We start from the raw sequence: 26,503 nt of genomic DNA, 5'->3' as shown, positions 1-26,503 counted from the left end.
GTTTTAGAGAATGTAGAAGTGTACATTACATGACCAGCGCCACCTAGCTGTTGATCAATAGAAAATAAGGAGGGGAAGTTAAGATTTTCATCAAATTTGAGACGTCCGTAAGGATCGTCTTCAAAAATCAAAGTTCCGTATTTACGGCATAGCTCAACAACGCCTGTTCTGCGTTCCATACTCCATACACTTCCTGCCGGGTTGGAGAAGGTAGGGATGACATACACGAATTTGGGCTGATGCTGTTTGATCTTGGCCTCAAGATCATCTAATTTCATACCGTTAGCGTCTGTATCTACACTTACAATATTTGCGCCATAGGAATTAAATACCTGCAGAGCTGCCAAATAAGTAGGGGACTCAACCAATACAGTATCCTGTGGATCAAGCAGCACACGTGAAACTAGATCAATGGTCTGCTGCGAGCCTGTTGTCATAAGGATGTTATCTCTGGTGACGGGGATGCCTTGGGAAAACATGATTGCTGCAAGACGCTCCCGTAGAGGAATATATCCCTCGGTTAGGCCGTATTGAAGTGCAGTGGTACCGCCGAGGCGGAATACCCGCTCATAGGCTTTAGCAACCGCGTCGACGGGGAAGAAGGCATCGGCCGGAAGGCCACCTGCGAGAGATAATACATCTGTTCCCTGTGTCAGCTTCAAAATGTCCCTTACCATGGACGAGCCCTGAGTACGAGCCATACCCGAAAATTTGTATTCCAATCCAATCATCTCCTGTGTTCTATACTGTGCTATTAAATTTGTTGTATTATATCGATAATGAAGTATAACAGTAAACGTCTAAATGTAACAGTTGATTTTTTTGGAGGGAAGGGTTCCGATGCATATTGATCTCAGCCGCAATAGCAGTGTCAAATTATATTTACAGATTGCTAAAACATTAGCGGATCGCATTCAGTCAGGGTTATTACCTCAGGGTACCAAGCTTCCCTCTGTCCGTCATCTGTCCAGCTTGCTTGCGGTGAGTCCTGTAACTGTAAGCAAGGCGTATGCCGAGCTGGAGTCCATGAATCTGGTTACATGTACGCAGGGAAAGGGTTGCTATGTGGCAGAACCTTCTATACCGGTTCATCGTGAGGGGAAGCAGGATTTGTCCTGGCAGATGTCGCTAATCGATTATTTGCCGCGCGCACAGTTATGGAGAAACTTTAACCATAGCCGAAGGGCTGCCTATTCTTTTCATATAGCTGCAATACAGCCGGAGCTTCTTCCCACGCGCGAAATCATCGCTGATACACAACGTTTATCCTCTGTAAATTCCGATGTACTGGCCGCATATGGAGCTTTTGAAGGTGATTCAGAACTAAGGGAAGTGTTTGCAGACCACTTGAATGAACGAGGGATACCTATAGTAGCAGAGCAACTGCTTGTGACCAGCGGAGCACAACAGGGGATTGACCTGGTGGCACGTACGTTTGTCGGTCCGGGAGATGTGGTCTACATGGAAGCTCCTACATATACCGGGGCCATTGATGTGTTCACTAGTCGTGGTGCCAAAGTAATTATGATTCCCATGGACGAGGAGGGGATGCGGACTGACATTTTAACACGTCTCTGTGATACTCATCCTCCAAAATTGATCTATACGATACCTACCTTTCACAATCCTACCGGCATAACTTTAACGATGACCAGACGCACGCAATTACTGGATTTGGCTCAAAGTTATCACTGCCTCATTGTTGAGGATGATCCATTTTCTGACCTGTATTACAAAACAAAACCACCACTCTCTATCAAGGCGCACGATCAGTCCGGGCATGTTGTTTATATCAAAAGCTTTAGCAAAACCGTTGCCCCTGGCTGCCGTATAGCTTGTGTAGCGGCAATGGGGAGTGTAATGGATCGTTTGGTGGCTGCCAAGTCAACTACGGATTTGGGAAGTCCTCTATTAACGCAAAAAGCATTGCTACCCTTTATCAGGAACCGGCTTGACCAGCATTTCGTTACATTGCGGGAACAACTTCGAGATCGTCTAACTGTTGCATTGAACACGCTCCATCACTATGCTCCGCCAGAGGTCACCTGGTATGCACCTGAAGGTGGTCTCAATGTATGGATTAAGCTCCCTTCTATAGTGGATATTCCAGAGTTAGAGCGGATGGCTGATCGTGAAGGAATTTCCTTTTTACCTGGTACCGTGTGCTATGCAGGTGGTATGGACAGCAGCCATATCCGCATTTCTTTTTCGTATGCGGACAAGGAAACACTTAAATCAGGTCTGCGCAAGCTATGTAGTTTGTTGGGCGAAATTCTTGATCATTCGATCATTGTGGAACGAAAGCCTATTTTATAAGGGATAATTGTATTGGGGGGTAAACATCCAAGCACAGCATACGCCTCCTTAATATGCTGTACTAATTCACCGAAAGGAGTTGCACATTATGAGTCATTGCCATTACGATCCGGTTGTGTGCCCGCCGATTCAATTTGTAAATCATCAATTTTACCCACAAGTGGTGCCTGTTGTTCATCCCATTGAAATCATCAATCAGGCGCACGTTGTGCCTGTACCTCACCACGTATTTCCGGTGGTTGTTAAGGACCCTGGTGATCCATGCTGTCATACTCGCAGTCTTGGGAAGCGGCCTGTCCGTACTAGTTCCAAGCGTTAAGAAGCCTGAAAAAGCAGCCATGGAGAGACCATGGCTGCTTTTTCTAAAAAGAGATATCCTAGATTTCTAGTTTTTTCAAGATGGATTTTAGCTTTTCACTTAGGTGCTGAGGATAGAGCTGCAGGGGAACATATGGACGTTGTGCTGCTTTCAATGCTTTATAGACGTCGATTTGACCATAACCGAAATATTTGTCATGGCCTGGTGTGCCTAAATCAACGACGTTGTCCCTCATTAAATCCATAACCTCTTTATTGGTTAGATCAGGGTTAATGGATCGAATCAGGCCAGCAAGCGCTGATACATGTGGACTGGCCATTGAAGTACCTGACAGCGCAGCATATTGATTTCCAGGATACGTACTGGCAATACTTGCGCCTGGAGCCATGACGTCCACGTAATCACCATAGTTAGAAAAGGATGCACGGTGCATAGAAGAATCTGTAGCGGAAACGGCAAATACTTCAGGATACGCTGCTGGATAACCAGGTCGCTCCGTATTATCATTGCCTGTGGCTGCAACCAATACAACATCTTTGTCATAGGCATATTTGATCGCATCATGCAAAAATGAAGCTTGCGCATAGTTGCCCAAGCTCAAATTGATGACCTTGGCCCCGTGATCAGCTGCCCATATAATACCTTCTGCAACCGAGTAAGTTGTACCAGACCCCGATTGGTCAAGTACCTTGACCGGCATGACTTTGTTGTACCATGTCATACCAGCGACTCCCTCACCATTATTTACGAGCGCGGAAATGATACCGGCAACGTGCGTTCCGTGACCGACGTCATCATAAGGTTTCTCAGACGGTTTTACTACGTTGCGTCCCGGAAGAATCTGACCCTTCAGGTCGGGATGATCCATATCCACTCCTGTGTCTACGACAGCAACAATTACATCCTTGCTGCCTTTGCTTAATTTCCAACCTTTGTTGGTTTCGGTAGCAGGCAGGTTCCATTGATACCGAGAAAAGAGCAGATCATTGGGAATAGTGCTGTCCGCTTTGATAGGCGCTTTTTCATTGGTTAGATACATATAGTGAGGCTCAGCATAAAGTGGGTTCCACTTTCGTGAAAAATATTGCTTTAGCTCTTTAAAGTTCATCTTATCCGAATGAAATACATAAGTATAACCAAGCTTGCGGCCTGGTTCACAGTGCAAATCTGACGCAATTTCCTGCAATTGTCGTGCATCTGGATTGTGACGGAAGCGAACGACAATTTCGTTTTCAAAATAATGGCTCGCATTTTCGTTGTCGTGACCCGTCTTGACAGTGATATCGTGCAAAGTGTCGGGATGTACGGATTCAATTTTGTAGCTTCCTTCTTTTGGATAGGGAATCAAGCGCAAATTCTTGCGCTGATGCTTCTCCACGTCACGCAATACTTGCTGACTGACGAGGGCAGCAACGCCGCATGTTCCGTCACCGGATGGTTCACCCATGACAAAGTATTTACCGCCTTCCACCTGAAAAGCAGTGGATTCGTAGGATTTGTTCTGCATGACAGAACGACGAGCTGCAGCCAAGCTGCTTTGAATTTGAGGATGGTTCAGCAGACTTGTCTGTGCTTTGTCGCCTGTGTAGGTGTTAGTCTTCCCGTCCCTAGTGTGAATCCACTGGAGCGTATGAAGATGACTGTGTGATTGCTGCAATGTGTGAGTAAACTTTCTTTTCTGATCGGCAGTTTTACCATTAAGCTCCCGCATTACGTATTGAATGTCCTGCCTTGCGTCCATCCGTGTGAGGGTATCTGTAGCGGACAGGTCTGAAGCCAACATTCCTTTTTTGAGCTGATGTTCTTGCTGAGGTAACATTTTGGTCGTATATTCGGGCTGCGGTGTATGGCGGTGATCACGGGAAGGTAGCATCAGTGTGATGAGAAGCACTCCGGCAGCTGCTCCGAGCAGGGGTTTTAACCATTTTCGCCGAGACATGGAACCGTCCTCCTTGAGTATTCATAAATTTATGGTTTAGCGTGAGGAGGTTGGCATGTTTTTATACCTTTCAATGCTTATTTGTGGTAGGATAAATACTGAAAATTACAGCTCTTTCGGTTAGAAGGGACTATTTTCGGGTAACCAAATTGATGAACAAGCAACAAATAAGGGGGAGCTGCCTTGATGTCAGCAGTCAACGTACAAAAATTATGTGAGTCGGCGCAGGAGAAACTGAAAAATGCCGTGAAACGTGTGGAAACATTCCTCAATGAGCATGCTTTGCCACAATTGGCTGTGGATAGCAGTGAGGAGTCCGTACTTTTTTACAAAGGTTTTTTGTCGGACCTTCGCCATGTCCTTGTTTTCTCCGAAGTATCCTATGAAAAGCTGGGTGTGGCTTTGCGCCGTGCCAACTTTGACGTCGATTTTGCGGAAAAGGCATTGTATAACGTATACCATGACTGCGTGAACAGCTTTTTTTATCCCAAAAATGAATCTTACGCAGAGGACGGACGCTATGCTTATACGGGACAAGATGCTATCCGTTTCCGTAAAACGCCAGTGCCAGCCGCACGCGAAGTGATCATGGACATTACGAAAAACTTTGAAGAATTGCGTGATGACCTGACTTATTATGAAAGTGATTATTTGACACAGCGTCGGATGCAGACTCGCCGTACTCATGCCTAAAGCATTCAACCAACAACTTCCATTTCTAATCAAAAACTAAAACAAGACAAGCAAGCCGTTTTCTACTTGTTTCCTGCCAGTCTGGAGGAGGCGAAGGAAAGCGGCTTTTTTCGTATGTCACCAACTGCCATATGTCATGAACGCATAGGTGTAGTGCAGTGGGGGGACAATGAATCCGAGGTGATGATCATGAGCCAAGAGGCCAAGCCAATCGTAAAATGTAGCGTAGCCAATTGCCATTATTGGGGAGAAAACAACTTTTGCAAGGCAGATTTGATCATGATTGAAGTAGACGGTCATGCCGAGAAGAAATTTAAAGAAGAATACGCGGGGGAAAGCTTTAGTTCAGAAGAACGTGATAAGGCTGCTTCGTCTGCCGCAACCTGTTGCCACACCTTTAAGCCGAAGTCCCTGTAAATTTATAATGCGATTGATTTCACATTTGGAGGTGCCGTAATAATGGAAGATCATACAAACAACAAGCATAAGCATGAGGACCCTGTTAGCCGCCAACGTGTAGATTATCCCCGTCACGTTCAGGAACGCTCTGCCAAGCGTCATCATCGTGAAGAATATGCAGCAGAGGTTGCGCCTGGCTCGCCAGTGGCGACCCGAAATGAGGATAAGGGTCAAGATCAGGTTATCAACAATAGTGGCCGCATTTCCGGCTATGTTGGGCTCGCTGCTGGTATCGCATCCTTGTTTATGTGGTCTATTGTACTGGGACCCCTTGCTGCAGTGTTAGGTTTTTTTGCTTATGTGAATGGAAGTAAAACCACTGGCATTTGGTCAATAGGCCTTGGTGCACTGGCAACATTGAGTTATTTTGCTTTTATCCCGTTTGTGCGTTAACCCTGCTGGGTAAAGGTTCTGTTATCTTCTGTATATATCTGAGGAAGATTATCCTAGTGATATAATTACATTAAGCTAATTTCTAAAGCTCCGTTGTCTTTTCGACAGAAACGGAGCTTTTTTTCATTGAAAAGTATGGAAGTACATAGTAAAAAGTTGTATCATATCAATAACGACAAGCTATTTGGGATATAACAACAATAGAAAGTTGGGAACACCACATGCAAATTGATCCGCGCGTGTCCAAGTCCATGTTAGACATGCAGCTGTTAAATAATATGAGTGCTACGACCCAGACGGGTACAGCGGACGCTTTTTCTGGATTACTGGAACAAGTAGGTCAGCTGGAAACAGATGATGCTGTCACTCAAGAAAATTCAGGCGATGTTACCAGAGATGAGAACGGCTTGCTCTGGCTTCAATTGGGACCCTCGAGAGGAACGGCTTCGCCATTGACAGTCTATCCTGCTTCTTCCAATACAGCAACGGATGGACCTACAAAAGCTACAGTGTATGATAGTTTGATTAATGAGGCTAGTCAGAAATACGGCGTTCCAGTAGCTTTGATTAAAGCAGTTATTGATACAGAATCTTCATTTAATCCATCAGTTACTTCTTCAGCGGGAGCCAAAGGACTTATGCAGTTGATGGACGCCACAGCTCAAGGTCTAGGAGTTAGTGACCCCTATGATCCTGCACAAAATATTGACGCTGGTGTACGCTACTTGTCTTACCAGATTAAACGTTTTAACGGGCAGGAAAATATGGCGCTGGCTGCATATAATGCAGGTCCCGGACGAGTGCAGCGGCTTGGTGTAAGTACTGATGAGCAGTTGATGTCTGTACTGGACAAGCTTCCGGCCGAAACACAACGATATATTACCAAAATTCAGAATGCACGTGAAAAATATACGATCTAAGCCCTACAGCTTATGGCATAAAAGTGCGTAATTTCAAATTAGATGAGGTCCGCAGGCAGGATCAATATGGGGAAAGGGTGTCGCTGTAATGAAGCGGCCTTTCCCTGTTTTGGTCTTTTTTTGTTGTAGCAGTTGCGGGGCAGAAAGGGGAGTTTAATGAAATATTTTGATTATGCAGCGACAACTCCGCCTTTTGAAGAGGTGATTACAACCGTTGCCGAGGTAATGAGGCGCCATTATGGCAATCCGTCTTCCATGCACCGATATGGAGAAGATGCAGATAAGTTGATCAAGCGCTCGCGCGAAGTATGTGCCACAGCTTTAGGAGTATCTCCTTCGGAGATTGTCTTTACATCCGGGGCAACGGAAAGCAACAATCTTGCCATTAAGGGAGCGGCTTTGCAGTATCAGACCAGAGGCAAACATATCGTTACTGTATCGACAGAGCACCCGTCTGTGTATGAAGCATGCAAACAGTTGACAAATTTGGGTTTTGAGGTTACTTTTCTGCCTGTAGACGAGGAAGGTCATGTGAGTGCCGAACAGGTTTGTGCAGCTGTTCGCAAAGATACGATTTTAGTCAGTATTATGCATGTCAATAATGAGACGGGAAGGATCCAACCGGTGCATGATATCGGAGCTGCGCTGAAGAAACAGTTCCCTCGTGTCCTGTTTCATATTGATGGTGTGCAGGGGTTTGGAAAGCTGCCTGTAGATATCCGGGGCTGGCAGGCTGATCTGTATAGCCTTTCAGCGCATAAGCTGCGGGGACCCAAAGGTGCAGGATTGTTATTCGTTCGGGAAGGTGTAGAGCTTTTCCCCTTGCTTAGTGGTGGTTCTCAGGAGCAAGGGGTTCGTGCAGGTACCGAAAATGTGCCGCTGCTTGTCGGTATGTCCAAGGCGGTACGTTTGGCGGGCGAACGACAAGCAGAGACAGCACAGCGCATGATCGAGTGGAGAGAACGGGTAGCCGCAGAAGTGAAAACAATCCCGCAATTGCGGCTGAACAGCGGGGAAGAAGCGCCCCATATTGTACACTTTTCATATCCAGGCATGAAGGCCGAGGTGCTGCTGCATACGCTGGAGCAATTGGGTGTGGCGGTGTCCACCAAATCGGCTTGCTCTTCAAGATTAGCCGAGCCCAGCCGTGTCCTGCTGGCAATGGGCCGCAATGAGGCCGAAGCATCCGGCGGCATTCGTATCAGCTTTGGTGATGAACATACGGAGCAGGATATCGATGAGCTCATACTCGCACTTCGACAAGCTGTAGCCAAGCTGGAATCCCTTGAAAGGTGGAAACGTTAAAATGCACTATGATATGCTGTTGCTTCGCTTCGGTGAATTTACATTAAAAGGGAAGAATCGCGCTCGTTTTGAAAAGGCTGTACTGAAACATGTAAAGCTGCTGCTGAAGCCGTTTCCAGGTGCTTCACTGCGCAAGGAATTTGGACGGATTTATGTGGTTCTCGGAGGAGAGCCTTATGAACAGATCATTCAAGTGTTGCAAAAGGTGTTTGGCATCACGACGATCAGTCCTGTCAAAATGGCTCCTGTTGAGCTGGATGCTATCATTGAGAGCGCTGTGGCTTTAATGCATGAGCTGAACGTGGACGAGGGAACGACTTTCAAGGTCAATGCTCGCAGAGTATGGAAAGGGTTCCCCCATTCTTCACAAGAGATGAATCACTTAATTGGTTCTCCTATATTGCGGAAGTTTCCAGCGCTGAGGGTCGATGTGCGTCAACCTGATATTGAGTTGCGTGTGGAGGTAAGAGAGCAAGCGGCTTATATTTTTAGTGATGTTATTATGGCTGTAGGGGGCTTTCCGTTAGGAACGAATGGCAAAGCAATGTTGCTGCTATCTGGTGGCATTGACAGCCCGGTCGCAGGATGGTCATCCATGCGTAGAGGTTTGGAAATCGAATGTGTTCATTTCTATAGCTATCCCTTTACAAGCGAGCGTGCGAAAGAGAAGGTTATTGACCTGGCAAAAGTATTAGCAGGCTACGCGGGTCAAATCAAAATCCACCTCGTACCGTTTACAGAAGTCCAGACGGCCTTTACACGTACCGGTCAGGATAATTTAATTATTACGTTAATGAGGCGGTCAATGCTGCGAATTGCAACGATGCTGGCAGAGAGAGAAGGGGCCCTGGCACTCGTGACGGGCGACAGTCTGGGCCAAGTTGCTAGTCAAACGTTATCCAGCATGAATGTGATTGGTCGTTCGACGGAACTCCCCTTGCTGCGACCTCTTGTCATGATGGATAAGCAGGAGATTACAGAAATCGCGAAGCAAATTGGCACCTACGATTTATCCATTCTCCCGTATGAGGATTGCTGTACATTGTTTGTTCCCAAATCACCCACGACCAATCCAAATTTGTGGGTAGTACAAAAAATTGAAGCCTCGATTCGAGATTTAAATGCCCTGATCGATCAGGCTGTAGCTACAACGGAGACAATTGTCCTTGAGGCAGGCGGAGCTGTAGAGGGGCGTAAAGAGGAAGTTATACAGGAAGATTGGTTTTAACTAAAAAAGGCAGACTCGCAACAATGTTGGGGTCTGCCTTTTTTATTTGGCGTGGGTTCTTTTGAAAACTGTTTAGACAGTTTTTTCTCGACGGGATACTGCTCTGCGATTTTGAAGATATCCTGTGAGCAAAATACCAGCCATTACGGTAACAATAAACAGGATACGAAGTGCCGGATGCTCTGTAAAATAGGGCTCCAGCTTACGTTCCTCGGTGATCATGTTAGAGGCCGTATAACCAAGCACAGCCGATCCTAAATAGATAATCCAGGGGAATTTATTGATCAGCTTGATAAAAAGAGTGCTTCCCCATACAACGATTGGCACACTGATTAACAGGCCTAGCACTACAAGTAGCAAATGCTGCTGGGCGGCGCCAGCAACAGCAATCACGTTGTCCAGACCCATAGCTGCGTCGGCGACTATAATGGTACGAATAGCACCCCATAGCGTGGTTCCAGCTTTAACTTCGGTATGGTCCTCTTGGTCCACGAGCAGCTTATACGCGATCCAGATTAGCATCACACCCCCGATGAGTAACAACCACGGTACTTGGAGCAACCATAGTACCACAATAGTGGCTGCTATACGGATAAGCAGGGCACCACCAGTACCGTATAGAATCGCTTTTTTTTGCGTTGCAGGAGGCAGCTTTCTGGCGGCAAGTCCAATGACAATAGCATTATCGCCTGCGAGCAAAAGATCAATAAATATCACATTAAGCAGTAGCCAAAAGAACTGAAGTCCAGACATTTCAATCGTTCTCATCTCCCTGATTAAACAACCTCAAAACATTGCATGTTGTTTATGTTAATACCCGTTTATCGGAAATACGATTCATTATATTGCTGTTTGTTATTGGATTCAAGGTTTATACTCAACCAATTTGCCATTAGTTATTACTAAATGAAGAATTATTCGCGGAAAGCTGGCAAGCATAGCCTCGTCCGATTACGCATACATGTAGGATGGGGGTGTTTGTACATATGGAGCATGTTATTTTGCTGTTGAAAATATTAATGATTAATCTGGTGCTAAGTGGTGATAATGCAGTTGTTATAGCTATGGCGAGCAAAAACCTGCCTGCAAGGCAGCGAAGTCAAGCGATATGGTGGGGGGCAGTCGGTGCGGTTCTTCTACGCTGTGTGTTGACTTTCATAGCTGTTATTTTGCTGGGCATACCCTTCATTCAGGCGGCGGGTGGTTTACTTCTGTTATGGATTGCGTTTAAGCTGCTCTATGAGAATGATGATCATGCGGGGGTAAGGGCTGAAGCAACCATATGGAAGGCGATACAAGTGATACTCGTAGCAGACTTTGTCATGAGTTTGGATAACGTATTAGCTATTGCAGCTTTAGCTAATGGAGACATTGCTATTATTGTCATTGGTATTGCGATTAGTATTCCGATTGTTGTCTGGGGCAGCAATGTGATAGCAATCTGGCTTCATCGGTTCCCGATGCTTGTTTTGCTCGGATCGGCCATCCTGGCCTTCACGGCAGGAGAAATGCTACTGCGTGATCCCAAATTGGGCATATGGTTAACAAGCATGGGCGAGGTCATGCATGCGTGGTTACCGGCTTTGTTGGCCGCAGTAGTTGTCATAGCAGGAATATACCAGCACCTACGTGCCCGTCATATTTGAACGTGGTTTTTTTGGAAAACATCGGCTAAACTAGACATAGGGTTTTGCGAATGCCGGGGAGTCTGCTCGGTTTTTGTAAAAATTCTATATTCATAAAAGTGTACTTAAAAACAACTATATTTAATGACACAAAAACAAATCCAGCAAACAAAGGAGACCACGATGAATTCCGGAAAAGAGCGTATGATCGGAGTAGGCATTGTTGCCGTAGGACTGATTATTTTGTTGGGCAAATTAGGGATATTTTCCTTCTTGGGACGAAACCTTTGGCCCTTGCTGATTTTAATACCAGGAATCGTGCTGCATGCAATGTACATGATGCGCAGAGTATCACCTTTTATGTTGCTGCCAGCAGGAATTTTGTCGGTATACGGCTTCCTCTTTTTTCTCTGCAATACTTGGGGATGGCATTTAATGGCCTACTTATGGCCCTTGTTCCTTCTGGGTATAGCGATTGGATTATGGGAGTATGCCATTAATGATCCTTCGCTTTCTCGCAATGTATATACAGGGGGCGTACTACTAGGCTTGATATCGGTACTTTTATTGATTATTACCTTGCTGAGTACGGGCATTATGTATATTATTGCCGTTTTACTGATCGGAGCTGGAGTCTGGCTGGTCGTCGGCAACCGTAGCAAACGCAAATGGTAAACCGACAAGCTGTGCAGATTTCATGGCGGTAAATTACGGTACAGGCAATAATGTCTTGCTTTATGACATATTTCTACTATAATATAAGGGATATGATAAGAGCGTCGGAATGATTTCTGACGCTTATTTTAAGGTTTTCACGCGAATCGGAGAGAGAAGCTGTCTGTATAAAGCCTGAAACATATAGAAGGCTGGCAGGGAGTGGGCCTAAAGAACGATTGTTAGCCTTGGAATGAGCACTGCTTCAGGATAGAGACACTATTTTGATATACGGAAAGGATATGGATACAAACCATGCATGCAAGAGAGAACATTCGCAATATTGCGATTATTGCCCACGTCGACCACGGAAAAACGACACTTGTCGATAAGCTGCTTCAACAGTCCGGAACATTTAGAGAACACGAGGCTGTTCAGGAGCGCGCCATGGACTCCAACGATCTGGAGCGTGAACGCGGTATTACGATTTTGGCTAAAAATACAGCTATCACTTACAAAGATTACCTGATTAACATTGTAGATACACCGGGACACGCCGACTTTGGTGGTGAAGTGGAACGGATTATGAAAATGGTTGACGGTGTTTTGCTCGTCGTTGATGCTTACGAAGGCTGCATGCCGCAAACAAAATTCGTATTGCGTAAAGCGCTGGAGCAAAATCTGACGCCTATCGTTGTAGTCAATAAAATTGACCGTCCGGCAGCTCGTCCGGCAGAAGTAATTGACGAAGTACTGGACCTGTTCATCGAGCTGGGCGCAAATGACGATCAATTAGAATTCCCTGTTGTGTACGCTTCGGCGTTGAACGGAACCTCCAGCTTGGACCCTGAGAAGCAAGATGACAACATGCAAGCATTGTACGAAACAGTGGTAGAGCACATCCCAGCTCCAACTGAAAAAGTAGATGAGCCTCTTCAATTCCTCGTAACACTGATGGACTATAACGAATACCTGGGCCGAATTGCAGTAGGTCGTGTGAACCGCGGTATCATCAAGCAAGGACAAGCGGTCACAGTTATTCAACGTGATGGCAGCAGTAAATCAGCTCGTATTGAGAAGCTGTTCGGCTTCCAAGGATTGAAACGGATTGAAACAGATCAAGCGGGCGCGGGTGACATTGTTGCGATTGCGGGGATTAAGGACATCAACATTGGTGAAACCATTGCCGATCCAAATCATCCTGAGGCGTTGCCTGTACTGAAAATTGATGAGCCTACACTGCAAATGACCTTCTTGGTTAACAACAGTCCATTCGCGGGTCGTGATGGAAAGTGGGTTACATCCCGTAAATTGCGTGAGCGTCTTCTGAAAGAACTCGAAACAGATGTCAGCTTGCGTGTTGATGAAACCGATAGCCCAGATGCCTTTATTGTGTCTGGACGTGGTGAATTGCATCTGGGAATCCTGATTGAAAACATGCGCCGTGAAGGTTATGAACTGCAAGTGTCCAAACCGGAAGTTATCGTCAAGGAAATTGACGGTAAGAAAATGGAGCCAATTGAACGTCTCCTCATTGATATTCCGGAAGAAAGCATGGGCGCAGTTATGGAAAGTCTGGGCTCCCGTAAAGCCGAAATGGTCAACATGATTAATAACGGTACCGGACAGGTTCGCTTGGAATTCCTGATTCCAGCACGTGGTTTGATCGGTTACACTACAAACTTCCTGACTTTGACTCGTGGTTATGGTGTAATGAACCATGCATTTGACAGCTATGGACCATTTGTTGGCGGTCAAGTGGGTGGACGTCATCAAGGTGTACTTGTATCTACAGAAAACGGCACCTCTACATTTTATGGTATGCTGGGCGTAGAAGATCGCGGTATTTTGTTCTTGGAGCCAGGAACTGAAATTTATGAGGGCATGATCGTTGGTGAGCACACACGTGATAACGACATTGTCGTTAACATCTGTAAAGAAAAACAATTGACCAACGTTCGTTCCGCAACAAAAGACGATACGGTTAAATTGAAAACACCTGTTATCTTCTCATTAGAGCAGGCGCTTGAATATCTGAATGATGATGAGTATTGTGAAATTACGCCTAAATCCATTCGTTTGCGTAAAAAGATCTTGAACAAAGGTGAGCGCGAGCGTGCGGAGAAACAACGTAAGACAGCACAAGCAAATATGTAATTAATTGGATGGTCTTTAGCCACAGCGGCGACACCTGGGAACGGGATGCGCCGCTGTATGTGTTTTAGGATTGTAAACTTGGAGAAAGCTATATTTCTCAAAACGCAGGAAAAGGTGTTGAAGCATGAGTAATCTTTCGAACGGATTGCCTCCCCGGACACAAAGTGGGAAAAAATCCGCCAAGCCGAAAAAAACGAAAAAGAAAAAAAGCTTTTTCAGATCGTTTATGAAGTTTGTCTTATTTCTGCTTATTATAGGGATCTTGGCGGCAGCTGGTTATACCTACTATATTTACAATCAGGTAGAAGATGTTTTGGATACTGGAATCAACAAGGAAGTACCCAAAACGCAATTGGCTGAGACTAAGCCTTTGACTATCTTATTGCTTGGAACCGACTATCGGCCTGACCATCCAACTTATTTGTCAGACGTTATTATGGTAGCTACATTGAATCCTAATACTAAATCGTCTACCATTGTGTCCTTGCCTCGTGATACACGTCTGGAAATGGATGGATATAAACCGCGCAAGCTGAATGAGTATTATCCGGTGTTTAAGGCTAGAGAGAAAGAATCTGGCGAAGTTGCTGAAGAGCAAATGAAGAAGATGATCGGCAAATATTTAAACATTAATATTGATTATGTAACGGTTATTAACTTCCAGGGCTTTAGAGATGTTGTAGATAATCTAGGTGGCGTAGATGTCACGGTTGATAAAAACATGTGTTACCGAGACCGTGCTGACGGTACCGATATTAACCTGACAGCTGGGGCCAAGCATTTGAACGGTGATCAGGCTCTTGATTTTGTCCGCTACCGCAAATCGAATTGTCGTCCGAGAACAGCTGAATCTGACGACTTTGATCGCAATCGCCGACAAAATCAGGTACTTCATTCCCTAATTGACCAAATGCAAACCTTCAACGCTTTGACCAAGTTTAGTGCAATTATTAAATCGGTTGATAAGAATATGATGACGGATATCGAATCACAGCAAATGAAAAATATCGTACAAACCTATTGGAATATTTCCAAGCAAAATGTAAAATACACCCCCGTAGCAGGAACGTGGCGTAGCCCTTATGTGTACATTGATGAGCAACAGCTCGATTCGGCCAAACAAGCGCTACAAGAGGAATTAGCCAAAAAAGCAAGCGACAGCACTGAAGCTTCTTCCAATTCCTGAGTATGTATCTTTTTCCCTGCTTATGTTATACTCTCAGCGAGTAAAACTCTTATATAACATAAGGGGGTTGAGGTATGTCTAAATGTAGGGTGAACGCAGTCTAGGTCCAGTGAGAAATCACTGGGCCTTTTGTGTCTAATTTTAAAATGTACAGGCTCTGAGACTATCTTCAGCTAGACTTTTCGTTTCCTTATGCTGTTTTGGAGTTCTTTTTCCAGGGAATCAGCAAGTATTGGGTAGTCGGTGAATAGGTATAGGTATGAAACACGAGATTGTCCACGCCGCTTTGGAGGGGATTTAATGAAGAAAATTTTTGTGCTGGATACGAATGTGCTGCTGCATGATCCGAAAGCCATTTTTACCTTCAAAGAACATGAAGTTATTATTCCAGCTGTTGTTCTGGAAGAAATCGACTCCAAAAAACGCAACGCGGATGAGATTGGACGGAATGCCCGCAATGTATCGCGATTGTTAGATGGGTTGAGAGAAGTGGGTCATCTTCATAGTGGCGTTCCACTTCCCCAAGGGGGGAGGCTTAAGGTTGAGTTAAATCACCGGAGTTTTTTGAAAGTTCAAGAGATGTTCGGGGAGGTTTCCAACGATAACCGAATTTTGGCGGTCGCCTTAAATTATCATTTGGAAGAACAGGAGCAATCTGAACCGCGTTCGGTGGTGCTGGTTAGCAAGGACGTACTGGTCAGGATCAAGGCAGATGTATTGGGGCTGCTGACAGAAGACTACCTGTCCGATAGAACAGGCGATCCAAGTGAATTGTACCCCGGATACTCGGCAATACAGGTGCATCCGTCCATCATAGATGAATTTTACTCTAACCGTTTTTTACCAATCAAACCACTGAAGCTACCTTATACGCTGTATCCACATGAATTTGTTATATTGAAAGATGAAATGGGCACTGGAAAATCGGCACTGCTAAAAGTAAACCAGGAGGCAGAACGATTAGAACCTTTGTACTTAAGCAACGAGTCGGTATGGGGAATCAGCGCGCGTAATGCTCAGCAACGGATGGCATTGGAGCTTTTGCTTAATGATGATATTCCCCTTGTGACGATTACCGGAAAAGCAGGCACTGGCAAAACGCTGCTGGCGCTGGCGGCGGGGCTGCTTAAAGTAGAGGATGAGCACCGCTTTAAGAAACTGTTAATTGCTCGGCCTGTTGTTCCTATGGGCAAGGATATCGGTTATTTACCGGGAGAAAAGGAAGAAAAGCTTCGCCCCTGGATGCAGCCAATCTACGACAATTTGGAGTATTTGTTTGATGCCAAAAAATCAGGCGATATCGACAAAATTTTGATGGGCTTAGGCAGTATACAGGTGGAGGCGCTCACTTATATTCGGGGACGCTCGATACCTGGGCAATTTATCATTATTGATGAGGCGCAAAATTTATCCCGCCATGAAATCAAAACGATTGTGTCTCGGGTAGGTGAGGGGAGCAAGATTATACTGATGGGCGATCCGGAGCAAATTGACCACCCTTACCTGGATGCAGCCAGTAACGGCTTGACCTATGTGGTGGAGCGATTCAAGCAAGAAGGGATTAGCGGGCATATTATGTTGGAAAAAGGAGAGCGCTCCAAACTCGCACAGTTGGCAGCTGATCTGCTATAACCCTAATCGTTATTACAAATTATTAAGACCTCGGGAAGTTCCCGAGGTCTTTTGTTTTATATTATAGTAAGAACAATGTAGATGAGCACAACTTACTTAAAGCTTAACTCCAGCTTAACTTCAAGAATACCTTTTAAAGCATGTACTTCTGTGGCTTTAACATATGAAATAAGCTGCTGCGGGTAGAAGCCTAGATCAAAATCTTTTTCCAGCTTGTTGCGAGTCGTGTCTGGAAGTTCCAGTCCATTAAATACCAGTCGATCTACGTGGAATAAAATTGAATTTTTTGGTTCATTCTCTACCGTATAGTGACCTTCTACCCTTAATTTCATCGTTCCTTGCTGACCTTCTACCACAATCCGATCCTGTACAAAGGAGAAATTGAAGTGATTAAATAATTCACTCTCTGACTTTAAAAAACGGTTAAATTCTTCTTCGCGAATGCTTATCGTAATCATTTTTCCATTGGTAACCATTGCCCCTTGCTGTTGTTGAATGAATTGGGGCAAATCCTGCATTGCTTGAGCTAATGCTTTAAAGTGCTTATTTACCTCGTATACACCTACATTTTCCCAATAAGCTGTCATCTCGCCAATGAGCTTGCGTAGAGTTTCAGGGTTTTCACTGGCATTAACGCCGTCATTTACACGCGACTGGAGGAGGAGAATCCGTTGACGTTGTGCCAGCAAGTTTGTTTTAACCGTCTCTAATTCCATCGTGGCTTGGGCGACTTGTTGCTCTGTTTTTCGCATAAATTGATAATTGGATTCGTATTCTTGAAGCACATCCTGATCGTGACTAATCAATAATAAATAATAATCATATAAAGAGAGAAGTTGCTTTATACTTTTAGCCCCTAGCACTACACTCAGCAACTTGTCCCTTTCCCCCATATAGTAAGATCGCAGCACGACACCTGCCCGCTTGCGTTGTAGGTTCATTTGCTCCTGTTGGTCAGCTAGACTACTACGCAGTTCCTGCTGACGCTGTAAAAGAGTCTGCTGCTCCTGACTGATTCGCTCGATTTCATGGTCAATCTCTACGATAGACAGGCTATCTTGTAAAATCTGATTTTCTTCAGGAGAGGGAGCGGCGAAAGTAGGAACATATATGGAAGTCAGCACCACCATGAGGGTTAGCAGGGTGCAGATTGCGATTTTTATTCGTATATTCATTTCTTTTCCCCTTTTATGTATTCCAAAAAAGACTAATGGTAATGTATATGATCCTTTTTTATTCTTTAACCATTCATTTTATTGTACAGCAGTCAGAGCATGCTTGGAACCCGAAACTGTTTACTTCACGTATGAGTTCTGGCAGAAATGGAAATACAATTTAGTATCAAATAGATTCTATGAACTCTACGAGAGGCATAGGAATGAATAAACAGCTTTTATACCCTATTCAAATACCGGCAAGATCGGTTCATGAAGACGGTTATTTCAGGATGTTGTTAGGAGGGCTAGAGGCATGACTGCAATAAGACAAGATGCATGGAGTGCGGAAGATGATTTGATATTGGCGGAGGTGACATTGCGGCATATCCGGGAAGGCGGAACACAGCTGGCTGCGTTTGAGGAGGTGGGACAAAAAATCGGTAGAACCTCTGCAGCATGCGGCTTTCGTTGGAATAGCTGTGTGCGCAAACGTTACGATGAAGCGATTAGCATTGCCAAAGCGCAGCGCCAGAAGCGCAGTTATATTCGCAAGCAGAGCCCGGTAGGTGTATCGCAGGTGGCGACCTTTGCCACACTTGATACAGTCGAAGGGGGATACAGAACAGATGGCACGAGTGAAGATACGTTATCTATTGATGCAGTAATCCGCTTCTTGCGTCAATGGAAGGGATCTATGCAGGAGACGAATCGGCAGATTAAGATGCTGGAGAAAGATTTGCGGGAAAAGGAAGAAGAATTAAATCAACTTCGCTCCATTAATGACCGGCTCTCCAAAGAAGTAAATGAAGTGCAGACGGACTATCGTGTTGTAAATGATGATTATAAAGCTCTGATTCAGATTATGGACCGCGCCCGGCGTTTGGCTTTAATCACTGAAGATGAGGAAGAACTTAAATCCAGGTTCAAAATGGACGCGAATGGGAATCTGGAGCGCATTGAGTAGCAAGATTACAATGGCTTTTTAAATAAAACGTCAACTATCGCTTGGCCATAGTTGGCGTTTTTGTTATTTCATTGGAGTGCATATGATATAGTAGAAAAAAAGATGGAAGCGAGACGATACAAAGTGATTGATATTATTGGAGCGGGTTCGCTGGGATTGCTGTTTGCCGGAAGATTGTCGTCCTCAGGTGCTGCAGTAACACTATGGACACGAACACTTGAACAGGCACGCGTTATTGCTCGTGAAGGGATTACTGTGCTTGATAAGGAGGGACAGGTGGCTCTTCATGTGTCGGGAGACAAGCTAAAGGTAGCGCCATTGGCAGATTGGCAACGGTTAAATTCACAGACTCCGGCACGGTGGATTATGTTTTTAACCAAACAGGGGGCGATAGGAGAAGTATTGGGACAGATCCAACCTGTAGCTCAAACGGAAAGAGATACAGGGATTATTTGTTTGCAAAATGGAATCGGCCATATAGAACGCATCAGACAGGCGTGGCCTAAAGCTGTAGTATATCCTGCTGTGACAACTGAAGGAGCCAAGAGACAAGGCGCCGCGACAATTGTACATGCAGGAGCGGGCTTGACTGAAATTGGATGTTTAGAGGATAGAGAGGAAGAACATCACAATGATTTCAAGCAATGTGTGCTAAATCGGTTGCTTGTAGCAGGATTTGACGTTTGCTTGTCGAAAGAAATCGAGAAAGGGATCTATCGCAAGTTGTTGATTAACGCTGTGATCAATCCACTGACGGCCGTATGGCGAGTTCGGAATGGCGAGCTGCTATCAGAGCCAGTACGAATACATATGATGCGCAAGCTGTACGATGAAGGCATTCAAGTGTATGAAGCTCATGGTATTCGCTGGGAAAGCGAATGGTGGGATCAAATTATGGATGTTTGCCGAGCAACGGCAGAGAATCACTCATCAATGCTGGCTGATGTACTTGCACAGTCCATGACCGAAGTTGCTTCCATTAACGGGCAGCTGGTGCAGATGGCAAAGCGAGCTGGAATGAGTGCGCCAACTCATGAGGTATTGTGGCAATTAATTGAAGGAATGCGGCTAAAAGAGGGGTGATCAGTTGAGTCTTTTACAAGGTACTATTATCACTTTCAGTATTCTTCCCTTTTTTCCGTTTTTAATTGTGTTTGTGGTTTGTCGCTACATTCTTAAAATGGAAAAAAAGAAATCATTGCTTACTTCTATGGATATCACCACTTTTTTTCTGATATTTTCCGTTGCAGCACTTTTTAATGTCCTGTTTGCATCGCGATTCGGTTTTTATTTGATTCTACTGCTCCTGTTACTGGCATTGGGTTTAATTGGGGGAGCTCAAAACCGAATAAAAGGAAAGGTTGATGGTAAAAGATTATGTAGAGCGGTCTGGAGATTAACTTTTATGGCGATGACATTGGCGTATACTTTGTTGACTGTAGTTGGTATATTTAAAAATATATTCAACTCTATGTGATATAATGTGACATGAAATGGTGAAAAAATATGAATTAAACATGTTTTTTTGAAAAAAAAGCTCAATTTGAAGAAATGTAATGTAGATTTTTTTGACCGCTGGTTGTATAATCTATAAACATATACCACTTTAGAACTAGGGGGAAAACGCTAGATGAAAAGGAAAAGCTTTTTAGTCCTTTTGACACTCGTTCTTGCAGTTGGCGCACTGCTCGCAGGTTGCGGCGGCAAGAATGATACCAATGGTAAGGGCGCACAAGAAAACACCTCGACTACGCCGGCTGCGGCCGACAAGCAAATTTTGCGCGTTAACCTTTCTTCCGAGCCGCCAACCTTCGATCCGGCACAAGCTCAGGATAGTCAAACGAACGCAGTTCTGAAAACTTTGTATGAAGGTCTCGTACGTATGGGTTCTGACGGCAAAGAAATCCCTGGCGTTGCTGAATCTTGGAAAATTTCCGATGACGGCAAAACCTACACGTTCAAGCTTCGTGATACTGCAAAATGGAGTAATGGCGACCCAGTCAAAGCAAGTGACTTCGTATTCGCTTGGCAACGGGTACTGGACCCTTCGACAGCCCCTGCACCTCCATATGCTTACCAATTGTACTATATCAAAAATGCTGAGGGCTACAACCTGAGCACTTCCAAATCTTATAAAGGCACTAAAATTACAGACTTTAAAGATGTAGGTGTCAAAGCTGTTGACGACCATACATTGCAAGTAGAGCTGGAACACCCAACTCCTTACTTCTTGGGGTTGACTTCTTTCTACACTTTCTACCCTGTAAACCCTTCTATTAAAGGTAATGACAAGTGGGCAGTTCAGAAAGACAGCATGATTACTAACGGACCTTTCAAATTGACGACTTGGGATAGCGGTCAAAAGATCGAAGTAACCAAGAACGAAAACTATTGGGGTAAAGACGAAATCAAGTTGAACAAAATTACGATGTCCCTTGTAAACAGCGGTGCAACTGAGCTGGCTTCGTATAGAAGTGGACAACTTGATTATGCAGGTATGCCAACAGGCGAAATTCCTACTGATCAAATTACGGCTGTGAAAAACGAATTGCCTAACGAATTTAAGGCTAAAGGAATTGCAAGTACGTACTACTATCTGTTTAATGTAACGGAAAAACCATTTAACAATGCAAAAATCCGTAAAGCGTTTGCGATGGCTATTCAACGTCAACCGATCGTTGAACGTGTAACAATGGGCGGTCAAATTCCTGCTTATGGTTTTGTACCTCCAGGTATCAAAGGGGTTTCTCAAGAATTCCGTAGTGAGCATAAAGATGATTACTTCAAAGAAGACTTCACTGAAGCTAAAAAATTGCTTCAAGAAGGTATGAAAGAAGAAGGCATGACCACGCTTCCTACTATTACTATGCTGTATAACTCCAGCGAAAGTCACCAAAAGATTGCTTTGGCAGTAGCTGATATGTGGAAGAAAAATCTTGGTGTAGACGTTAAAACTCAAAACCAAGAGTGGGGCGTATTTATCCAAACACGTAACAAGCTGAATTTCCAAATCGCTCGTGGTGGCTGGTCTGCTGACTATAATGATCCGATGACATTCTTAGATATGTGGACAACAGGCAATGGTAACAACAACGCGGGTTATGCTAACCCTGCATATGACTCTTTGATTCAAGCAGCCAAAACAGAAACGGATCCAGCTAAACGTATGGAAGATTTCGCAAAAGCTGAGAAAATTCTGGTTCAAGATGATATGGTAATGCTTCCGATCTACTATTATTCAAATGTTTCCTTAACGAAACCGAATGTAAAAGATATCGGGCTTGACTTTAGTGGAGCAATTGATTTCACAAGAGCGTATATTACACAGTAACTAAAGCTCAATTCTGAAGTTTGATAGTTACTTCGGGATATATATGTGGTTTGAACCATATATATCCCGTTTTTTTTGTGTGTCCTAGTCTTTTCCATCATCATGTAACCATGCAAATAAGTAGATTGGATAGTCCAATTCTATTTCGATAAAATCGAATGGTGTCGAAAAAATTTATGGGGGGTGTAAACGGGCAATGACGCGTTATTTGATCAGTAAATTCTTTTATATGTTGCTGTCTTTGTTCATTCTGATCTCTGCGACGTTTTTTCTCATGAAAGCTATTCCGGGTAACCCCTTCATGAGTGAAAAAGCGACTTCTCCTGAGATTCAAGCCCGGTTAATGGAGCAATATGGGCTGGATAAGCCTGTGTATGTCCAATATTTTAAATACTTAGGTGATATTGCTTCAGGTGATTTTGGTATTTCTATGAAAAAACTGAATCAAAGTGTAACTGACATTATCGGACAAACCTTTACGGTTTCCCTTAAACTCGGATTTGTTGCCATAATCGTGTCGATAATTGTCGGTATCTTGCTAGGGATGCTAGCAGCTTTGTATCATCGTAGGCTCATAGATAACGTCGCTATGGTATTAGCTATCTTGGGGATCGCGGTTCCCAGCTTCGTTCTGGCATCGTTAATTCAATTTTTCTTTGCTCAACAGTTAGGCTGGTTTAATGTTATGGGCTTTGAAGGTCCGATGGATTACGTTCTCCCAGTTGCAGCTCTATCTGCTTCGCCGATTGCGTTTATCGCTCGACTAACGCGTTCCAGCATGCTGGAAGTGCTTCATGCGGATTATATTAAGACTGCCAAGGCTAAAGGCTTGAAATCCATTACAATTATGTTCAAACACGTTATACGTAATGCAATTCTGCCAGTTGTTACCTATGTAGGACCAATGGCGGCTAATATTATTACCGGTTCGGTCGTTATTGAACGAATCTTCGGGATTGGCGGTATCGGTAAGGTGTTCGTGGATAGTATTACAACCCGTGATTATACGATGATTATGGGAGTAACTATTTTTTATGGTATTTTGTTGATGGTGGCGCGTTTTATTACAGATATTGCATACGGATTTATTGATCCGCGGATTAAGCTTACTGGCGGGAAGGAGGGATAACTTTATGTCTGTCAAAGATAATGCTGTAAATTTGGATAAGCTTCAAGTGAAACCAGAAGATTTCCAGAGAGTCGGAGCGGATGAAAAGCAGGCTGAAGTTATTCAGCGTGAAAGCTTATCCGCTTGGCGAGATGCTTGGGAGCGACTTCGTAAAAATAAACTGGCTATGACGAGCTTAAGCGTTTTGGTTCTCATTGTGCTTGCTTCAATTGTTGGTCCGATGCTGTCGCCATACGATGATCGCACAAATGATTTGTTGAGCACCAATCTTCCTCCGTCGGCGGAACATTGGTTCGGAACAGATGATCTGGGGCGTGATATGTTTGTACGTACTTGGATGGGCGCTCGAATTTCCTTGATTATTGGTTTGGCTGCTGCAATGATTGACTTGTTGATTGGAGTAATCTATGGTGGAATTATGGGTTACTTTGGTGGCCGCGTTGATGAAATCATGAATAAATTTTCTGAAATTGTGTATTCCATTCCTTACTTGCTTGTTACAATCCTGTTGCTGGTTGTAATGGAGCCAAGTGTTACCACAATTATTATTGCACTTTGTGTAACCGGGTGGATTAACATGTCGTGGATTGTACGTGGTGAGATGTTACAACTTAAAAATCGAGAATTCGTACTTGCTTCCCGTTCAATGGGTGCTGGTGCAGGTCGCTTGTTGTTCCGTCACTTGTTGCCTAACGCGGTAGGACCCATCATTGTCACACTGACCTTGACAGTTCCAAACGCGATTTTCTCCGAGGCATTCCTGAGCTTCCTTGGATTAGGAGTACAGGCTCCTCAAGCGTCGCTGGGTTCAATGATTGAATCAGCTCTGACCGGGTGGATGTATTATCCATGGCGGATGCTTTTCCCAGCAGGTTTGATCAGTTTGATTATGCTTGCGTTCAACCTTTTTGGCGACGGCTTGCGTGATGCGCTTGATCCGAAGTTGAAGAAATAGGAGGTGAGATCATGGTGAGTAGCAACAATTTAATTGAAGTTGAAGGTCTTAAAAAGTATTTTAATGTTGGCAAAAACCGTGTGCTCAAAGCGGTGGACAACCTGAATTTCTATATTCGTGAGGGTGAAACGCTAGGGATGGTTGGCGAATCCGGTTGTGGTAAATCTACAGCGGGTCGTACTATTTTGCGCTTATATGAACCTACAGCAGGTAGCGTACGTTTTAACGGTACTGATATTTACAAATTATCACCGAGTAAAATGAAAGCAATGCGCCGAGATATGCAGATGATCTTTCAAGATCCATATGCATCATTAAATCCGCGTTTTACCGTGTCTGATATTATTGGTGAGGCACTGGATATTCACAATATGGCAGGTAGCCGTGCAGAACGTAAGAAACGGATTGAAGAGTTGCTCGATCTGGTTGGTTTGAATCCAGACCACGCAACACGCTATCCGCATGAGTTCTCTGGTGGCCAACGTCAACGGATCGGTATTGCTCGTGCATTGGCTGTTAATCCTAAGTTCATCATTTGTGATGAGCCGATTTCAGCACTTGACGTATCTATTCAGGCTCAAGTTGTCAATCTGCTAAAAGAGCTCCAAGAACGTCTCGGTCTGACATACCTGTTCATTGCGCATGATCTGTCAATGGTCAAACACATCAGTGATCGGGTAGCTGTAATGTATAGAGGCAGAATGGTTGAGCTTGCTGAAAGTTCTGAATTATATGCCAATCCGATCCATCCATATACGAAAATGCTTTTATCGGCGATTCCACTTCCTGACCCGGAAGTCGAAGCCAACAAAAAGCGAATTATTATGCCTGACGATCAAGGTGGACCGATTCATAACACGTCCGACAATAAAGCAGGGGCTTATAACCTAGAAAATGCCACGCTGATTGAAGTATCTAAAGGACATTTTGTAGCTGAACCCTACGCCTGATCTTGTTAAAGATACCAACCGCCGAATTATTCGGCGGTTTTTTTTGTAGGAAGCTTTGACGTGGACATGGGCTTTCGGTACAATCAAGCAGTAAGGTTTTGGTGGAGACAGGAGGCAGACCCATGAAAATAATTCCGGAAATGCTTCGCGGAGGGTCGGCTTTGGCAGAAGACTACATTCAGGGTACAGGACGCGCAAGCGATTTGTATGAATATGATATTCTGCACGCCGATGCTTATGCCCAACGGGCGAAGTGGCTGGATAAGACGGAGCATCTGCGATTAAACCGTAAGGATGTCGTAGCATGTCTTCGTATATACAATGAGCAACACAATTCGCATGAGGCGGTTCGTACTTCATTGGACCGTTTGGAAAGTCCAGATGCTTTAGTAGTTGTTGGCGGGCAGCAAAGTGGACTGTTCACAGGTCCGATGCTGGTCATTTACAAAGCCGCTACGATTATTAAGGCAGCTAGAGAAGCTGAAGAGCGGCTTGGACGTCCGGTTATTCCGGTTTTCTGGATTGCTGGTGAAGATCATGACTGGGACGAGGTCAATCATACATACGTAATGGCAAAAGACCCGCAAGCAGTTAAAATCAAGCTGAATAAGCAGCCTGAACGTCGTTCTTCGGTTAGTGCTATTAAAGTCGATACGGCTGAGTGGAAGCAAGCGATGGCGGATATAGAGCAAAACTTGCCAGATTCAGAACATAAGACCGATATTATGCGTATGATTGAGCACGGTTTGACAGATTCATACGGACTAAGTGATTCCTTTGCCAGGCTGATGGGACGTTTGTTTGGCACCTATGGATTGGTGCTTATGGACTCAGCAGATCCTTCACTGCGCAAGCTGGAGACATCCATTTTTAGACAGTTGGTTCAGCACAATGATGAGTTGGAGAAAACTTATCAGACTACCGCTGCGCGAATTATGGATTATGGTTATCATTTACAAGCGGATGTGCATGAAGGGGGGGCGAACCTTTTTTACATTTATGAAGAGGAACGCCTGCTGCTTTTCAAAAAAGCTGGATTATTTACAGACCGGCGTGGTTTGGTCGCGTTTACTGCGGATGAACTGCTTGAAGAGATAGATAGACACCCCGAACGTTTTAGTAACAATGTACTAACCCGTCCTCTCATGCAGGATTCACTCTTCCCGGTGCTGGCATCTGTGCTGGGACTAG

25 protein-coding genes are annotated in these 26,503 nt (G+C 44.5%); 21 read left to right on the top strand and 4 right to left on the bottom strand.

Annotated elements, in window-relative coordinates; translation table 11 throughout:
- A partial coding sequence (locus tag AC5V8P_RS07015; protein ID WP_495473587.1) for an aminotransferase-like domain-containing protein occupies window positions 1-722 on the bottom strand: 722 nt, incomplete at its 3' end.
- 118 nt (window positions 723-840) lie between these two features.
- Here AC5V8P_RS07015 and pdxR point away from each other — a divergent pair.
- Together pdxR and AC5V8P_RS07005 are read left to right on the top strand one after the other, a co-directional pair.
- Window positions 841-2,316, top strand: a complete 1,476-nt coding sequence (gene pdxR, locus AC5V8P_RS07010; protein ID WP_064796041.1) for a MocR-like pyridoxine biosynthesis transcription factor PdxR — start codon at window positions 841-843, stop codon at window positions 2,314-2,316.
- Window positions 2,317-2,404: 88 nt separating this feature from the next.
- Window positions 2,405-2,635, top strand: coding sequence for a hypothetical protein (locus AC5V8P_RS07005; protein ID WP_081276747.1), 231 nt, complete (start codon window positions 2,405-2,407; stop codon window positions 2,633-2,635).
- A gap of 58 nt (window positions 2,636-2,693) precedes the next feature.
- On the opposite strand, the gene AC5V8P_RS07000 is transcribed toward AC5V8P_RS07005, so the two are convergent.
- Entirely contained in the window at window positions 2,694-4,574 is a 1,881-nt protein-coding gene (locus AC5V8P_RS07000; RefSeq protein ID WP_064796042.1) for a S8 family peptidase, read from the bottom strand.
- A gap of 186 nt (window positions 4,575-4,760) precedes the next feature.
- On the opposite strand from AC5V8P_RS07000, the gene AC5V8P_RS06995 reads away from it, so the two are divergent.
- The 6 genes from AC5V8P_RS06995 to thiI all read left to right on the top strand — a co-directional run bounded on the left by AC5V8P_RS06995 (window position 4,761) and on the right by thiI (window position 9,572).
- Window positions 4,761-5,267, top strand: coding sequence for a YpuI family protein (locus AC5V8P_RS06995; protein ID WP_063210112.1), 507 nt, complete (start codon window positions 4,761-4,763; stop codon window positions 5,265-5,267).
- A 189-nt stretch (window positions 5,268-5,456) separates the two neighbouring features.
- Window positions 5,457-5,684 carry a DUF1540 domain-containing protein gene (locus AC5V8P_RS06990; RefSeq protein WP_063210251.1) on the top strand — a complete coding sequence of 76 codons (228 nt, stop codon included), beginning with the start codon at window positions 5,457-5,459 and terminating at the stop codon, window positions 5,682-5,684.
- A gap of 42 nt (window positions 5,685-5,726) precedes the next feature.
- Window positions 5,727-6,119 carry a hypothetical protein gene (locus AC5V8P_RS06985; RefSeq protein WP_063210113.1) on the top strand — a complete coding sequence of 131 codons (393 nt, stop codon included), beginning with the start codon at window positions 5,727-5,729 and terminating at the stop codon, window positions 6,117-6,119.
- 221 nt (window positions 6,120-6,340) lie between these two features.
- Window positions 6,341-7,039 (top strand): lytic transglycosylase domain-containing protein, encoded by a 699-nt coding sequence (locus tag AC5V8P_RS06980; RefSeq protein ID WP_063210114.1) that lies wholly within the window; start codon window positions 6,341-6,343, stop codon window positions 7,037-7,039.
- 156 nt (window positions 7,040-7,195) lie between these two features.
- The gene (locus tag AC5V8P_RS06975; protein ID WP_063210115.1) at window positions 7,196-8,344 is read left to right on the top strand and encodes a cysteine desulfurase family protein; all 1,149 of its coding nucleotides are present in this window, start codon (window positions 7,196-7,198) and stop codon (window positions 8,342-8,344) included.
- Between the two features lies 1 nt (window position 8,345).
- The gene (gene thiI, locus AC5V8P_RS06970) at window positions 8,346-9,572 is read left to right on the top strand and encodes a tRNA uracil 4-sulfurtransferase ThiI (RefSeq protein ID WP_064796043.1); all 1,227 of its coding nucleotides are present in this window, start codon (window positions 8,346-8,348) and stop codon (window positions 9,570-9,572) included.
- Window positions 9,573-9,644: 72 nt separating this feature from the next.
- Here thiI and AC5V8P_RS06965 read toward each other — a convergent pair whose 3' ends face one another.
- Entirely contained in the window at window positions 9,645-10,340 is a 696-nt protein-coding gene (locus AC5V8P_RS06965; protein WP_064796044.1) for a TerC family protein, read from the bottom strand.
- Window positions 10,341-10,558: 218 nt separating this feature from the next.
- On the opposite strand from AC5V8P_RS06965, the gene AC5V8P_RS06960 reads away from it, so the two are divergent.
- The 5 genes from AC5V8P_RS06960 (at window position 10,559) to AC5V8P_RS06940 (ending at window position 16,826) form a co-directional block, all read left to right on the top strand.
- Entirely contained in the window at window positions 10,559-11,218 is a 660-nt protein-coding gene (locus AC5V8P_RS06960) for a TerC family protein (RefSeq protein ID WP_064796045.1), read from the top strand.
- A 162-nt stretch (window positions 11,219-11,380) separates the two neighbouring features.
- Window positions 11,381-11,872, top strand: a complete 492-nt coding sequence (locus AC5V8P_RS06955) for a hypothetical protein (RefSeq protein WP_063210119.1) — start codon at window positions 11,381-11,383, stop codon at window positions 11,870-11,872.
- 294 nt (window positions 11,873-12,166) lie between these two features.
- Window positions 12,167-14,008, top strand: a complete 1,842-nt coding sequence (typA, locus tag AC5V8P_RS06950; RefSeq protein WP_064796046.1) for a translational GTPase TypA — start codon at window positions 12,167-12,169, stop codon at window positions 14,006-14,008.
- A 124-nt stretch (window positions 14,009-14,132) separates the two neighbouring features.
- Window positions 14,133-15,194 (top strand): LCP family protein, encoded by a 1,062-nt coding sequence (locus AC5V8P_RS06945; RefSeq protein WP_063210121.1) that lies wholly within the window; start codon window positions 14,133-14,135, stop codon window positions 15,192-15,194.
- A gap of 300 nt (window positions 15,195-15,494) precedes the next feature.
- Window positions 15,495-16,826, top strand: a complete 1,332-nt coding sequence (locus AC5V8P_RS06940) for a PhoH family protein (protein ID WP_063210122.1) — start codon at window positions 15,495-15,497, stop codon at window positions 16,824-16,826.
- Window positions 16,827-16,918: 92 nt separating this feature from the next.
- Here AC5V8P_RS06940 and AC5V8P_RS06935 read toward each other — a convergent pair whose 3' ends face one another.
- Window positions 16,919-18,001: a coiled-coil domain-containing protein gene (locus tag AC5V8P_RS06935; protein WP_064796047.1), complete on the bottom strand. Its 1,083-nt coding sequence runs from the start codon at window positions 17,999-18,001 to the stop codon at window positions 16,919-16,921.
- A gap of 295 nt (window positions 18,002-18,296) precedes the next feature.
- Between AC5V8P_RS06935 and AC5V8P_RS06930 the strand changes: the two genes are divergently transcribed.
- From AC5V8P_RS06930 to bshC, 8 genes are all read left to right on the top strand, one after another.
- On the top strand, window positions 18,297-18,947 hold the full coding sequence (locus tag AC5V8P_RS06930; RefSeq protein ID WP_063210124.1) for an RsfA family transcriptional regulator: 651 nt from the start codon (window positions 18,297-18,299) through the stop codon (window positions 18,945-18,947).
- 102 nt (window positions 18,948-19,049) lie between these two features.
- Complete coding sequence (locus tag AC5V8P_RS06925; RefSeq protein ID WP_064796048.1) at window positions 19,050-20,030, top strand: ketopantoate reductase family protein; 981 nt, start codon at window positions 19,050-19,052, stop codon at window positions 20,028-20,030.
- A gap of 4 nt (window positions 20,031-20,034) precedes the next feature.
- The gene (locus AC5V8P_RS06920) at window positions 20,035-20,424 is read left to right on the top strand and encodes a DUF3397 domain-containing protein (protein ID WP_064796049.1); all 390 of its coding nucleotides are present in this window, start codon (window positions 20,035-20,037) and stop codon (window positions 20,422-20,424) included.
- Between the two features lie 153 nt (window positions 20,425-20,577).
- The gene (locus AC5V8P_RS06915) at window positions 20,578-22,278 is read left to right on the top strand and encodes a peptide ABC transporter substrate-binding protein (protein WP_063210127.1); all 1,701 of its coding nucleotides are present in this window, start codon (window positions 20,578-20,580) and stop codon (window positions 22,276-22,278) included.
- Window positions 22,279-22,474: 196 nt separating this feature from the next.
- Window positions 22,475-23,407: an ABC transporter permease gene (locus AC5V8P_RS06910; protein ID WP_063210128.1), complete on the top strand. Its 933-nt coding sequence runs from the start codon at window positions 22,475-22,477 to the stop codon at window positions 23,405-23,407.
- A gap of 4 nt (window positions 23,408-23,411) precedes the next feature.
- Window positions 23,412-24,362 (top strand): ABC transporter permease, encoded by a 951-nt coding sequence (locus tag AC5V8P_RS06905; protein ID WP_063210129.1) that lies wholly within the window; start codon window positions 23,412-23,414, stop codon window positions 24,360-24,362.
- Between the two features lie 11 nt (window positions 24,363-24,373).
- Complete coding sequence (locus AC5V8P_RS06900; protein ID WP_063210130.1) at window positions 24,374-25,312, top strand: ABC transporter ATP-binding protein; 939 nt, start codon at window positions 24,374-24,376, stop codon at window positions 25,310-25,312.
- A gap of 122 nt (window positions 25,313-25,434) precedes the next feature.
- Window positions 25,435-26,503: bacillithiol biosynthesis cysteine-adding enzyme BshC (gene bshC, locus AC5V8P_RS06895; protein WP_495473586.1), on the top strand; the 1,069-nt coding region annotated here is incomplete at its 3' end.

Source organism: Paenibacillus sp. N119s (genome assembly GCF_059447605.1).
This window is presented reverse-complemented; position numbering and strand designations above follow the sequence as displayed.